Here is a 13,681-nt window from a genome sequence, read left to right on the forward strand (position 1 = left end):
AGGCTCAAAATATCCCTGTCTAATCATATAAACGACGCTTTTAATGTGCGATTGTTATCAAAATATAGTGATTTGAGGAAGGGGGAACTATCGATATTTGCATACATGTGGGTTACCGGCAGGAGAAGTGCATTTTGGGAAATGCGCCCTATCTTCACACATCCTGCCCTAGGCAGCCGTACTAAGGTGCTTGACGATCAGCCGGGCATGACACTATCTAAACGCGAGACCAGACTGTGACAAAAGCGACGCAGTTGAGACAGAAAAACTGTCGCTCAGAATTTTGCGTTTTAAGTGGACCTAAAAAAAGCCCGGCGTTGAGCCGGGCTGTAAAAGTGAGAGATTATGATCAGGCTTTTTGAAACCTGGCTTGCCGTTTTTGACGCACCATTCTTTGGCTTTTCGCTATTGCTTCATGGGTTGCGTCAGCATGCGATGGTGCGTACAAAATTAGCCCCATGCCTTCTGGATGTTCTCGAAGTACTCTAGAAGAGTATCTCGGCGACCATCTGTTTCAGCAACATTTTTTGTAAAGCTTTCTTTCAATGATGAAATAAATCAGCTTCGCTTTATTCATTAATATTATTCTTGAACACCTCCATTATCTCCGTCATGAATATCAGGATGAGATTTCGGTGCCACAACTTGCAAATTATCTATATTATAAACTGGATCGAATTAAACTATGTAATGGCCCCCCGGCTGACGTCCCTTTCAGCCATTTGTTCTAATAATCACCATGTTAAAACTCAAGGGTGGTAACAAAACTTTGTTTCTGGCCACTTGTTCCGGTGAAAGTTGAACACTATTTGGAACAACTTCTTCCGGTGATTCAAAGGAATTACGTGCCATCAGATTTTCACCCTGTAACGAGATATGTTTCTGTAATACTGTGGCACCAAAATCATGCAGTTCAAAACAGACTTCAACTGGAAGCTTTTCTTCCATGTTGAGCGCAAAGAAAGCGATTTCTTTTTTGTCCGCGTTATAGACCATCGTACTCTGTACTATGTTTGCCGCGCCGTAACACGTATCAATTTGTGGTACTGTGGCGAATTGTTGAAGCACGGCTCCATGCGCGTGCTGACTCACCATTCTGAATGGCCAGAAAATGGTCTGTCGTATGACATCCCCGCCAGGAAGGGTGAAAATCGGCGCGATGACGTTCACCAGTTGTGCGAGAGACGCCATTCTGACGCGATCACAGTGGTTCAGCAGGGTACACAGTAACCCTCCGAAGACCAGCGCATCCAGCAGTGTATAAGATTGTTCCAGAATTGGCGGTGCAACGTTAAAACGGTTTTTCCCGCCTGAAAAGAAGTTTTGCCACGGCTCGCCGTCGAGACTCCAGATATTCCATTCATCAAAGGAAAGCATCATATCTTTTGTGGATCGTGTCTGGGCCTTCACGTAATCAGCTGTGGCAATGATGGTCTTAATGAAATTATCCATCTGTACACAGGAAGCAAGATAATCTCTCGTGATGCCTGTACGGTTTTCAAAGTAGTGATGACAGGACAGGTAATCGACCTGGTCATACAGTCCCTCGAGCACAATCCGGTCCCATTCCGGGAAGGTTTTCTGCATGGAATTCGAACTTCCGCAGGCGACAAGCTCTACTGACGGGTCAACCCAGCGCATGATTTTCGCCGTTTCCCGTGCCTTTTTCACGTAATCCGCTGCATTCAGGGCACAGGTCTGCCATTCCCCGTCCATTTCATTCCCCAGACACCATAATTTGAAGTCATATAGCGCTTCCCGTCCATGCTGACGGCGTAAGTCACTGAATGCAGTCCCGCCCGGCAGATTGCAGTATTCAATGAAGTAACCCGCATCCTGTGGCGTTCCGGTTCCCAGATTGACCGCGATCATGGGCCGGAGATTCAGTTTTTCACACCACGTCGCAAATTCATTAATGCCGAATTCGTTGGTTTCCTTCGTCAGCCAGGCATAATCCAGCCGGACAGGGCGCTGGTCTTTAGGACCAATCCCGTCCTGCCAGTTATAACCGGAGACGAAATTTCCTCCAGGATAGCGAATGGTGGTGACCCCCAGTTCCTGTACCAGTTTCGCCACGTCCATCCGGAAACCATTTTCATCAGCGGTAGTATGTCCAGGTTCATAGATACCCGAATACACTGCCCGTCCCAGATGTTCGACAAACGAACCAAACAGTGCCGGGTTCACCTGCGCAATACTATTTTCGCGCTGGACTATTAATCTTAACGTTTTCTTCATAATCCCCCCATGTTATGCGGTGTATGGAAAAGCGCTTTTTCAATGTTTGCCAGACGGACCGCATTTAATGAGTAAAACTTGTGAACGACAAATAACGTCAGGACATAGGCCACGGCAGGGATCCAGACCATTAGCGCATAAATCCCCTGAATTGCGGACGCGGTCTGCTGCGGGGCATCCGCGACATAACCAGAAACCGCCAGCACACCGCCCACAATCGCGCCGCCCACGCCCAGCGCGATTTTCAGCATAAAGAGGTTGCCGGAGGCACAGATACCACTGTACCGTTTGCCAAATTTCCAGGCACCATAGTCATCCACGTCACCGATCCACGTCCACAATACCGGACACCCCAGCTGGTGGACCACTGACAGCACAGCGAAGTACACAAAGAAGACCGGAAGATTACCTATGGGGACAAAATACAATCCCAGCGTGAGCATCATCGCGCCGCATTTTGTGAATTTATACACGTCCACTTTATCAAAGTGTTTCGTCAGGAACGGCGTCAGATATGCTCCCACAATACCGGACACGACAGACAGCGCCAGCAGGAACGTATTCTGTGAATCAGGCATATGCATGACGTATTTACCGAAGTAGATCAGTGCTGCGCCCCGTACGAATGACGGAATGCAGTCCAGGAACATCGCAATCATACAGACGATCCACTGGTCATTTTTCACTGCCTCTTTCAACATGACCGACATTTTTACGTCGTCGTGAGCCTGTGGCACGATGCGTTCTTTTGTCGCGAAGGCACAGAAAAAGAACATGATCACTGAAATAACAGCAAAGACTGTGATCACCCAGAAAAAGCCAACCTGTTTATTACCGTTACCGAAATACGCAACAAGCGGTAGCAGAGTAAGGGTACAAAACAGGCTGGCCATCCCTGCGCCCACGAAACGGAATTGCTGACAGGACACCCGTTCCTGTGAGTTTATTGAAATGACGCCGCCCAGTGAGCAGTAAGGCATGTTAACCCCGGAATAGAGCAGGGACAGCAGCAGGTAAGTCATAAAGGCATAGATTACCTTAGCCGTGTAATGAAAGTGTGGCGTGTAAAACATTAACATACAGCTCAGGGCGAACGGGATTGCACAACCCACAATCCACGGCCGGAATCGCCCATATCTCGTTACTTTCTTATCCATATATGTCCCGTATAAAGGGTCAAATATGGCATCAATCACTCGGACAATTAAAAATATTGATGCGACCGCACCCGGTGCAAGGCCAAATATGTCGGTATAGAAAAAGGATAAAAACATTGTGATTGGATTAAATAACATATTGCATGCTGCATCGCCTGCGGCAAAACCACACTTCTCAAAAAAAGACACAGGCTTATAAAACGTATTTCCCATTGTAATAATTTGTTTAGTACTCGTCATTTTTCATCCCCTTTTAGAACTCAAATGCGTATGCGAATTGTGTATATAAAATTAACGGGGAATGTGTTTGTAATCTCATTACCTTTTTTTTAGCAATATTGTTCATAAAAATGACTGTACGTAACGCCCTTCGGATAGAGCGCCACTACCTGGCAGACAGGCATGCCGCAGAGTGAGTCGCTGGAAAGTGATATTCGGGTGATCGTAAACGAGTTTCTCATGCTGAAGCAGGGGATGAGGCATCTTAAAAATAGCGCCAGGTTAAAAAACAAGAAGGAGATCCGTTGATTCGTATCATAACCAGCCCATTCCCCCCCTCTTCTGCAAGGTCACTTATTGAGGTCACCAGATGAGCTATTTCATCCTGTCTGAAGGCAGGGCTAACCATCGTCATCACAAATAGTGCAGAAGCGACAGCCGTGCGGAAAATCCTGCTTAAACAGCATTACTGCACTGTCCACACTGATACTGTTACGCAATATCCTGCGTACACCGAACACGCAAGGGTTTTCTTCGTACACGTGCGAAGAGTTAATTGTTCGCAGCTATTGGGTGCTGAAAACCTTCGTCTTATCCTGAATCAACAGCCCAAACCCGGCGTAAAAAAAGCAACGCGCGTGGGTGATGCTACTCTGGCAGGGACTCGCCCTGAGCGAAATAGCGTTCGGAGCCCTTTATGTGCAACAGTGCTTTCTATAAACAATAATGAACCAGACCGGGGAGCCCACCAAATCAGGGCAGGCGAGCAGCGTGATTCAGAAAAAAAGCCCGCTTTTGCGGGCGGGCTCTCAAGGGATTTCAAACGAGTATTAAGGTGTCGGGAACCTCACGGTACCTTTACCCCAGTCAGCAAAGACGCGTGCATACCTGCAGAGAGCAGTGGTCCAGGACGCCCTTTCGCACAGAAAGGTGGAAATGTCAGACATACAGGGAAATATCTCTTTTCAGGGAACGGGGGAAGAAAGGGGACCCGCGAGGATCTCTCCTTCTCCGTTGTCACAGAGGTCGTCCCCCTGCGTCAAATGCCAGACACCGTGAATGGTCTGTCCCGTCACAAGATCGTCAGTCGTACCGTTAAGCCACCTGCACCACGCCGTTATGCTGGATGCAGTAGAAGCCTCCTTTCATTTTCCCCTCAACGTGGGTGCAGAGCGGATGAGTGTAGAAATACTGAAAACGCATTTAAGGGAGTTGCCAGAAGACGAGCAATGCAGGACTGTATGCCGGCGTGCATCCGGATACTCACGGAAACGCGCTGAAAAACGGTTTACCGGGGTCCAACAAAATCCCTGAAAGGTTTAACGTGAGAAAACCATTCTCAACACATGATCGGCTATGCTCCCGGGCGGTTCACACTGAGAGGAGCAACGTTATGATAATACACCGTAGCCTTTATGCCGGTCTCCTGCTGGCATTCTCACTGTTTACTGCGGCGCAGACCGTGCCAGTGGGCAGCGTTCTGCCTGCCGCCAACACTCATCCTCATTTTCAGGTCCGGAGTGCTGACACGGCAGAGTTGCCCGATGAAAAAATCCAGCCGCATGTCGCCACCCCCTCTCACTTAGCGGGGTGAGAAAAACCCCCGAAAGCGGAACGGGCCGCCTCCGGTGGAGGCGTCATCGCGGCAAGCACATCGGGGGTGATATAGCGAACAAACTCCACCAGCTCGCGACTTTTGCGGGATTTTGGCCAGCACAGCGTCAGGGTCGTTACCGCACCGGGATCATCAAGCGAACAATAACAGACATTTGGCAGCGTGACCGAGCGCTCTGTTTCTGGAACCAGGGTGACCCCGATCCCCATGGATACCATACCGATGGCCACAGCCACGTCCCGGGTATAGTGGATTTTTTGCGGAACAAAACGGGCCTGCTCGCAGGCGTGTAATGCAGACCAGCCGAGACCCACGCCAGGTGGATCCTGTTGTATCATGAAGGTGTCTCCGGCCAGTGATGCCAGCGCAATGCTTTCAACAACAGCCTGTGGATGGGTGTGAGGCACGGCCGCGATCAGTGGCCGGGTGGCAATGTCAAGGTAGTTAAGACCGGCATAACGCGGTACAGGTGAACGGAGCAGACCCGCATCCAGCTCGTGATCGAGCAGCAGGGTGAGTTGATCGCTGACATTATGCTCTTCAATGACGATCTCCACATCTGGTTTGGTTCTGCGGTAACCACTTGTCAGGCACGTGAGCGCCGGATCGAGGATCGCCGATCCCACATACCCCAGCTTAAGTTGACCTCTGAACCCTTCGCGCAGGCTGCGCGCCCGTGCCATCAGTTTCTCATAGTGGCTGACAGAAATTCGGGCGGCCTCAGCCAGACGCCTTCCCTCTGCACTCAGGGTCACATGACGCCGGTCACGGATAAACAGCGGCATACCGAGGTGCGCTTCCAGCACCCGGATCTGGCGGCTTAACGCCGGCTGTGTGATATGGAGTCGTCGTGCGGCGTTACCGAAATGCAGTTCTCCGGCCAGCACCACGAACGCGTGCAGATACCGATAGTCCACCTTTTCCCTCCAGACAGTTGTTCCCATAACAATCCCACATATAAACAAGGGGAAATGTGATTGGACCAGACTTTCTGTCGCCTCGCACACTGTCAGGTGTCACGGGAATGTTCTGTCGGTATGGCAGAAGCCCCGCATCATCCTGCCGGGAGACGGGTCTTCCGGCCATCCAAAGAGGAATCCTTCATGTCCCGCATTCACAAGGTCACCGATCTGCGCAGTGCGCTGGCACTGCTGAGCCAGTATAAAAATGAACTCATCGAAACCGATGAACCAGTCGACCCGAGCGCGGAGCTCTCGGGCGTCTATCGTTACATCGGCGCACACGGCGCGGTCATGCGTCCCACCCGTATCGGCCCGGCCATGTTATTCAATACGGTTAAAGGCTATACCGACATGCGTGTCCTGATCGGCCTGCTGGCCTCCCGCAAACGCGTGGCCAGACTGCTGCACAGCACACCGGATAAACTGGCCTTTTTACTCAGGGACGCCGTGAGCCATCCCCTCCCCCCCGTCGTCATTCCCCCCGAAAATGCTGTTTGTCAGGAGGTGGTCCATCTGGCGTCCGATCCGGATTTCAGCATACTCAATATTCTTCCGGCTCCGACCAACACCCCCGAGGATGCCGGCCCCTATTTTACCATGGGGATGTGTTATGCCGCCGATCCGCAGACTGGCGAACACGACATCACCATCCACCGCCTCTGCGTGCAGAGCCGGGATGAGATTTCCATGTACTTTGTCCCGGGGCGACATCTGGATACGTTCCGTCAGAAGGCAGAGGATGATGGACTCCCCCTGCCCATCTCCATCAGTATCGGTGTGGATCCGGCCATTGAAATTGGTGCCTGCTTTGAACCCCCAACCACCCCGATCGGTTATGATGAGCTGTCGGTGGCAGGCAGTCTGCGCCAGCAACCTGTTGAACTGGTGGACTGCCTGACCGTGAAGGCCCGGGCTATTGCAAATGCAGAGGTGGTAATTGAGGGTGAGCTAATCCCGAACTACCGCGTCAGGGAAGATCAGCATACCAACAGCGGGAAGGCCATGCCGGAATTCCCGGGCTATACCGGCAAGGCGCAACCGATGGTCCCTGTTATCAAAGTGAAAGCCATCACGCACCGCCGCCATCCAATCCTGCAGACATGCATCGGTCCCAGCGATGAACATACCAACCTTGCCGGCATCCCTACCGAAGCCAGTATCCTGCAGCTGGTTGAACGCGCCCTTCCCGGCTTTGTTCTGAACGTGCACTGCCCCTCCCCCGGCACCGGTAAATATCTTGCCGTCATTCAGGTGCACAAAGGTCAGGCCAGCGATGAAGGTCGTCAGCGCCAGGCCGCCCTGCTCGCCTTCTCAGCCTTTTCCGAGCTCAAACATGTGATGCTGGTGGACGAGGATGTGGACATTTTCGATCTCAGTGATGTGACCTGGGCCATGACGACACGTTATCAGGGCGATGTCAGCACCGTTTTTATTCCGGGTGTCCGCTGCCACCCTCTTGATCCGTCTTCCGACCCGGCCTTCAGCTATTCGGTTCGCGACCACGGCATTGCCTGTAAAACCATTTTTGACTGCACGGTGCCCTTCAGCATGAAAGACGCCTTCCGCCGCAGTGCGTTTATGGACGTGGATATCCGGCGTTTTCTGCCCGACAGTGAACGGCGTTAAGGGGGCACGATGTCCAGTACAGCGGTATCGCCGCCAGCACGCATCATCATTGGCATCAGCGGTGCATCCGGATTTGGCTACGGCGTGGCGGCCCTGCGGGCGCTCAGGACGCTTCAGGTGGAGAGCCACCTGGTCATCTCCCCCGCCGCGCAGCTGAACCGCCGTCATGAAACCACCCTGACGGAAGAGGCGGTCGCGGCGCTCGCGGATGTGACGTATGACATTGGCGATGTGGGGGCCGCCATTGCCAGCGGTTCATTTCCGGCGGCCGGCATGCTGATCGCCCCCTGCTCCATGCACACCCTTGCAGCCGTGGCGACGGGCCTTGGCAGTAACCTGCTGACGCGGGCGGCAGACGTGACCCTTAAAGAGCGCCGCAGGCTGGTGCTGATGGTCCGCGAGACGCCACTGCATGCCGGACACCTGCGCAACATGCTTCAGGTGACGGAAAATGGCGGCATTATTTTTCCCCCGGTCCCGGCCTGGTATGCCCGTCCCACCGGCTGCGAGGCGATCATCGCGCACAGTGTGGCGCGGGCGCTCAGCCTGCTGGGCCAGCCCTGTCAGGGCCTGCCCCGCTGGGGCGAAACGCATCAACTGATAACAGGAGAACATGAGTATGATCACAGGTCCCTGGATTAACGGGTCCGCCGTGGTAATCGGCGGACTGGCCGGTGCCATTATCAGCGCCCGCCTGCCCGAGCGGCTGCGCCTCTCCATGCCCCTGATTTTTGGGGCCGCCTCGCTGTGCATGGGGATCGTGCTGGTCACCCACGTCAGCCACATGCCGGTGATGGTGCTGTCTGTCCTGCTCGGCACGCTGCTGGGGGAGCTCTGCTACCTGGAGAAAGGCATCGGCCATCTGGGCGAGAAAGCCCGCGGGCTGGTCGCGCTCGTGGTAAGAGAGGACCCCGGTGACGAGGCCTCCCGGGCCGAGTTTCTGCAAAAATACGTGGAGATCATCGTGCTGTTCTGCGCCAGCGGCACCGGGATTTTTGGGGCCATGCATGAAGGCATGACGGGCGACAACAGCGTGCTGATCGCCAAAGCCTTTCTGGATTTGCTCACGGCCCTGATATTCGCGACCACCCTCGGTTATGCCGTGGCGCTGGTTGCGGTTCCGCAGCTCATTATTCAGCTGGTGCTGGCCTGGAGCGCGGTGTTCATTCTCCCGATGACGACCCCGGAAATGCAGGCTGATTTCTCGGCCGTGGGCGGTGTCCTGATGGTGGCAACCGGCCTGCGCATCGCCGGGATCAAGGTCTTTCCGGTGGCGGGCATGCTGCCTTCCCTGGTGCTCGCCATGCCAGTTTCCTGCTTCTGGACCGCGTATTTCTGAGTGCAGCCGGCCCCCTCGGGACGAAAGGCCCGGCGGGGTGCTCCGGACAGGTGGCGTTCTGTTCGTCATGATCAATGGAAAGAGACATTTTATTCTGGTGCTCATCCTTGCCTGCTTTTGCGTGCAGGCAAGCGATGCCAGGCAGCTGCAACAGGCACTGCGTCCCTGGCATCCGCTTGCCATCATGACACCGTGACCGTCATTCTCAATGAGGACAGGTGACCCCGGCACGGTATAAGGAAGTGATCGGCAAGGGCGTCTGCGCCGGTATCTGGCGCAGACGGGCACCGTTGCGCTATCTCGCCTCCGTCAGCCAGGAGCAGGTGCTCAACAGGTTCCATACCGGGGTTATGTTCTGGTGGAGCCCGCCGCGCTGTGCAAAAGAATGCGACAGGCAACCGGGCAGCGTGCGTTGCTGATGTTACAGTCACACACGCTCTTCTGTTAACCGCGGGCCGGGGCGTTTAACCGTCTTGCAGCGACCGTTGCATCGCGCTGGTCTTCCCCCTTACTCAATCCATCTCAGGCAACTTAAGCAGGTGGGTGGCGATCGTCCAGCGGAGGGTGATGTCCTGCTCTCCGCCCCCCTCCAGCACGGTATAGCTGGCGTTCGGTTGCGCGTAGCGGTTGAAATGCTCCAGGTTTTCCTCCCTGAGCAGCGCAAGCATACCCTGCATGACCTGCCCGTGCGTGACCACACAAAACGTCTGATGCATTGCGGGTGCCATTTTCTCCTGCACGAAACGGAGAAGACGCTGAGAAGCACAGGCAAGCGACTCGCCGCCGGGAGGGCAAAACGCGGCATCCTGTGAAAATAACGCGAGGAAGTGATCGGGGTGTTCCCGCGCCAGGCGCGCCTGCGTTCATGCCGTCATACTGACCGAATGACTGTTCTTTCAGTGCCGCCTCGATCGCCAGCGGGCACTGAAAATGGCCGCCCATGTGCCGCGCACGCCCAAGGGGTGACGTAAAGACACCTTCCACGGGATAACCGGCATCCGTTAAGGCCGTCAGTAAGGCCGATGTCTCCAGCGCGCCACGGGGCGTCAACGGGCTATCCTTGTGACCCTGGATAACCCCGTGCCGGTTCCATTCTGTTTCGGCATGCCGCACAAAAATCAGTTTCACAGGAATGACAAGGGCTTTGGTGGCAGGATCTCATTGACACACGGCTTTGCTGTTATGGCTTGCCAGGCATTACAGATGGACAACCAGCTGTCCTCATAAGCTAATGATAACTCAGAATGACGTGTCTTATAACGAGGGTAAGGGTTATCCCTGTTTTTTCTGTCTGGATCATCCTGCCTGACCGGCTGCGCGCCCCGGCCCTTTACGAGCCAGCAGAAGGCATTGGGCATAGCCCATTCCTGATCAGGCGGGTGAAGACAGGCTGATCACGCCCTCTTCCATTTTCAGCAAACCCGCGGAGAGCAAGATTTTTATGCGCCAGCGGCACAGCGCATCCGTCAGACCGGTTATCGCCATCGCATGACCGATACCACGGTGCAATGCCAGCAGTGTCTGGCTGAACAGGGATAAAATTGCCGGATCGACGCTGTCAATGGCGGATTCGGAGAGGACGCCATTTTTCAGCGTTCGGATGCCTTTCCCGTTCTCCCGCCAGTCTTCCCACTCGCTCGCCAGCTGGCGTTGTAACCCCGCCGACACAAGACGTCGCTCCTGATAGCGCTGACGAAGAATATCAGGGGGGATCATGGCAATCGGCATAACGCCGATCGCCTCATCCATTTCGGGCTGTACTTCGTACACGGGGATACTGGTGTCCTGAAGCCATCCGTGGATCCGTCGACGAAGGAGATGTTCTGTCGGATGATGTCCGGCCCAGATCACAATCTCATCAGCCTCCCTGAGCAGGGTCGACAGCTGAAACCGGATCTCAGCCAGCTCACGGTACCAGTCCATACCCGCCATATCAGGATCACCGTCAAAGACGGCCTCCCAGAAAGCGGCCCGCAACCGGGGAGCGGGTAAATCAATATCCTGAAGCGGTCCCACGGAGGCATCGTCCGCAATCGCAAGCACGTCCCCTCCCGTCAGGGCGTGCACCCGCTCAGCGGCCGTTCCGGCCTGACAGACATGACGAATTCGCTTCATCGCTCTACTCCTCAGTTAAACCCATCCGGGCATGCCCAGCGCAGCGCTCTCCGCCCGGGTAAGAATACCCTGCTATTATCCGGTTTCAACGTTAAATCACAGGTCAACATAATGGCATCCGGTCTGGCTACCACATCAGGGATGAGGAAACCCAGCCTGTCATAACCCCCTGCTTCGTTGCCCGTTGCAGAGCACTTGCTTAACTCTCCTGACGACGTTCAGACGGGTTCATTTTACAGCGGGAATACCTTTACGCATCCAGAATGACATGTTGCGTTACACACGCTCCTCTGAATGACGCAGTAAAGAGCGGTTGTACACCGGTGTAAAGGCGTCACCCAACCACCGTCAGGGCGCTCAGGATAAGGTTGCTGGCAGGCATACATCCCAGGAATATCCGCTGCTGCAATTACCCCCCTCTCAGGCCGGTACGCCGTACGTTCAACCAGCTACCGCCACGATAAAGGATCGCTTCACAGCACTGAACAGTCTTGACTGCGGCATGTAAATTCGCATACCACAGTCAAGTAAAACTGCTTATCAGTCACTTAGCGCATACTGCAGTCAATATTTGAACGGTTTGTGACCCCATCTCATACCGCAGTCAATTATTTCAAGGGATCCAGACAGGAGGGAGGGACGATCCTTATACGATCATGTTGACTGCGGTATGCACTGACAGGGCCTCAAAGATGAGATCATGAACACAGTCTTCAGCAGGTTCTGCATACCACAGTCAATACGCTAATTCATACATACCGCAGTAAAGATTCACATACTGCAGTCAGCCTTCCGGTTTCATGTTGGCGAGCACATCCGCGAGCTTCTTCGGATCGATACCGGCCGCCTGCAGGGCCTTAATGACGTCTTCGTAATTCTGCTCGGGTTCCAGGCCTGCCGGGACCTCTTCTTTTTTGACGACTTTAGCGGGACTGCTGATGAGCTTTGGATTACGGTAGTGAACGCTGAAGTAGGATGAACGGCCGCGCTTGAACTCCGTATAGTCCAGGTAGCCAATGTCCTTGAGCTGCTCCATCGCTTTGCGCACGGTATGGTTCTGCGTATAGACGTTGGAAGTGAGGTTGAGACGATCCCGCATGCGCTTCATTGAAATCGGCGCAGGGTTCTGTGGGAGGCTCTCAATGAACGTATAAAGCGCCTGGGCGGATTCTTTACGCTGAAGGGCATCTATAGCCTTCAGACGCAGCAGAACGCGTCTGTCCATGTGGTAGAGCTCAAAGAGCTTAGGTTCTGCTTTTATCTCGATGACGTCTTCATTAATATCATAGAACGCCGACTGGACCAGGTGGGTGGTCCACCCTTTCGTCTCACTCTGAAATTTGAGGGTAACGGAGGCGAGTTTGAAAAGTGAATTGCTGATACGATCGCGCATCTTCTTGTTCGAGCGTCGCGAATCGAAGCCACACATCTTGACGAACTCAACAAAGGAAAGCTCAAGGGTATCTTTTTTGACGCCATACTCGGACATGGAACGGATGATCCCGAGCCAGACCTTGAAATCGGTATCCATGTCCAGACGGGATCCGGTGATCTTCACGTCGGTGTACCCCTCGCTGCGGGCAACGGAAAGCTGTATCAGTTCATCGGTCGCGTCAGTGACGTTTTTCCGGTTGGCTTTACTTTTCCCTGTGGACTTCAGGGTTGGAACAAAGAGGCCGAGACGCATGAGCGCCACGGGCTGAACCGTGCTGGTGCTGTTGACATCCAGGTTAACAACTTCGCCTGACGATTTATCAACTTCCTCAAGGTTAAGAGGTAAGTCCTTCTTTTCACTCTTCATTTGTTATTCCAGGAGTTATCCACATGAGAAGGGTCCATTACATAGCGCAGTCAATGGAAATCCATACCTCAGTAAATGTGTTTGCATATCACAGTATTAGTAATCGCACGCTACAGTCAATATAATACATACTTCAGTAAAGATCGATCCTATCCTGGACCAGTCGTGGCGCGGCCTGCAGCGAAGCGGGGATCTCTTTTGGATCTCTATAGGATCTCTATAGGGATCTCTTATTGGATCGTCCCTGTGAATAACGAGCATAACCCAGTTCTCACCTGAAGATCCTCAGGCGATCAACGCAAAACGCACAGATACGCACCAAGCTTGCTTCTGACCAGACTGCACGTCGCAGTCATCTCTCTTCCATACCGTAGTCAATACAACCAACAGCATTTTGCTAACCTCCTGTATTACCTGATATCACGAAATCAAATCATGACTGCGGTATGTAAAAGAACTCCGCTATTTCATCCTGCCTGCACCTGGAACGCATACCTCAGTCAAGAAAGCCATAACCATTCCTATTCCCTATACGTTAAATTTTGCATATCACAGTCACGACACGATGTAAGAATCGCCAGAATTCGACTTTTACCTCCCTGATCAGCC

At 53.5% G+C, this 13,681-nt stretch carries 10 protein-coding genes and 1 pseudogene; 5 read left to right on the top strand and 6 right to left on the bottom strand.

The window, feature by feature from the left end; translation table 11 throughout:
- Nucleotides 1-714 precede the first annotated feature (714 nt).
- Together arfA and ACWKX3_RS23055 are read right to left on the bottom strand one after the other, a co-directional pair.
- Nucleotides 715-2,238: an arabinosylfuranosidase ArfA gene (gene arfA, locus ACWKX3_RS23050; protein ID WP_454542535.1), complete on the bottom strand. Its 1,524-nt coding sequence runs from the start codon at nucleotides 2,236-2,238 to the stop codon at nucleotides 715-717.
- Nucleotides 2,235-3,635, bottom strand: coding sequence for a glycoside-pentoside-hexuronide (GPH):cation symporter (locus tag ACWKX3_RS23055; RefSeq protein ID WP_454542536.1), 1,401 nt, complete (start codon nucleotides 3,633-3,635; stop codon nucleotides 2,235-2,237). Before ACWKX3_RS23055 ends, arfA begins: the two co-directional genes overlap by 4 nt.
- Before the next feature lie 1,372 nt (nucleotides 3,636-5,007).
- On the opposite strand from ACWKX3_RS23055, the gene ACWKX3_RS23060 reads away from it, so the two are divergent.
- Entirely contained in the window at nucleotides 5,008-5,208 is a 201-nt protein-coding gene (locus ACWKX3_RS23060; RefSeq protein WP_454542537.1) for a hypothetical protein, read from the top strand.
- On the opposite strand, the gene ACWKX3_RS23065 is transcribed toward ACWKX3_RS23060, so the two are convergent.
- Complete coding sequence (locus ACWKX3_RS23065) at nucleotides 5,193-6,173, bottom strand: LysR substrate-binding domain-containing protein (RefSeq protein ID WP_454542538.1); 981 nt, start codon at nucleotides 6,171-6,173, stop codon at nucleotides 5,193-5,195. The genes ACWKX3_RS23060 and ACWKX3_RS23065 overlap by 16 nt on opposite strands.
- Nucleotides 6,174-6,332: 159 nt before the next feature.
- On the opposite strand from ACWKX3_RS23065, the gene ACWKX3_RS23070 reads away from it, so the two are divergent.
- From ACWKX3_RS23070 to ACWKX3_RS23085, 4 genes are all read left to right on the top strand, one after another.
- Nucleotides 6,333-7,817 carry a UbiD family decarboxylase gene (locus ACWKX3_RS23070; RefSeq protein WP_454542539.1) on the top strand — a complete coding sequence of 495 codons (1,485 nt, stop codon included), beginning with the start codon at nucleotides 6,333-6,335 and terminating at the stop codon, nucleotides 7,815-7,817.
- Between the two features lie 9 nt (nucleotides 7,818-7,826).
- Nucleotides 7,827-8,459, top strand: a complete 633-nt coding sequence (locus tag ACWKX3_RS23075; RefSeq protein WP_153682303.1) for a UbiX family flavin prenyltransferase — start codon at nucleotides 7,827-7,829, stop codon at nucleotides 8,457-8,459.
- Entirely contained in the window at nucleotides 8,437-9,156 is a 720-nt protein-coding gene (locus ACWKX3_RS23080; RefSeq protein WP_454542567.1) for a DUF554 domain-containing protein, read from the top strand. The genes ACWKX3_RS23075 and ACWKX3_RS23080 overlap by 23 nt, the downstream gene beginning before the upstream one ends.
- A gap of 218 nt (nucleotides 9,157-9,374) precedes the next feature.
- Nucleotides 9,375-9,575 carry a hypothetical protein gene (locus ACWKX3_RS23085; protein WP_454542540.1) on the top strand — a complete coding sequence of 67 codons (201 nt, stop codon included), beginning with the start codon at nucleotides 9,375-9,377 and terminating at the stop codon, nucleotides 9,573-9,575.
- Between the two features lie 93 nt (nucleotides 9,576-9,668).
- Here ACWKX3_RS23085 and ACWKX3_RS23090 read toward each other — a convergent pair.
- The 3 genes and pseudogenes from ACWKX3_RS23090 to ACWKX3_RS23100 all read right to left on the bottom strand — a co-directional run bounded on the left by ACWKX3_RS23090 (nucleotide 9,669) and on the right by ACWKX3_RS23100 (nucleotide 13,072).
- A pseudogene (locus ACWKX3_RS23090) lies at nucleotides 9,669-10,284 on the bottom strand (histidine phosphatase family protein).
- Nucleotides 10,285-10,527: 243 nt separating this feature from the next.
- On the bottom strand, nucleotides 10,528-11,271 hold the full coding sequence (locus ACWKX3_RS23095) for a DUF1835 domain-containing protein (protein ID WP_454542541.1): 744 nt from the start codon (nucleotides 11,269-11,271) through the stop codon (nucleotides 10,528-10,530).
- Nucleotides 11,272-12,055: 784 nt separating this feature from the next.
- Nucleotides 12,056-13,072 (bottom strand): RepB family plasmid replication initiator protein, encoded by a 1,017-nt coding sequence (locus ACWKX3_RS23100; RefSeq protein WP_454542542.1) that lies wholly within the window; start codon nucleotides 13,070-13,072, stop codon nucleotides 12,056-12,058.
- Nucleotides 13,073-13,681 lie beyond the last annotated feature (609 nt).

Source organism: Enterobacter sp. UPMP2052 (genome assembly GCF_053709675.1).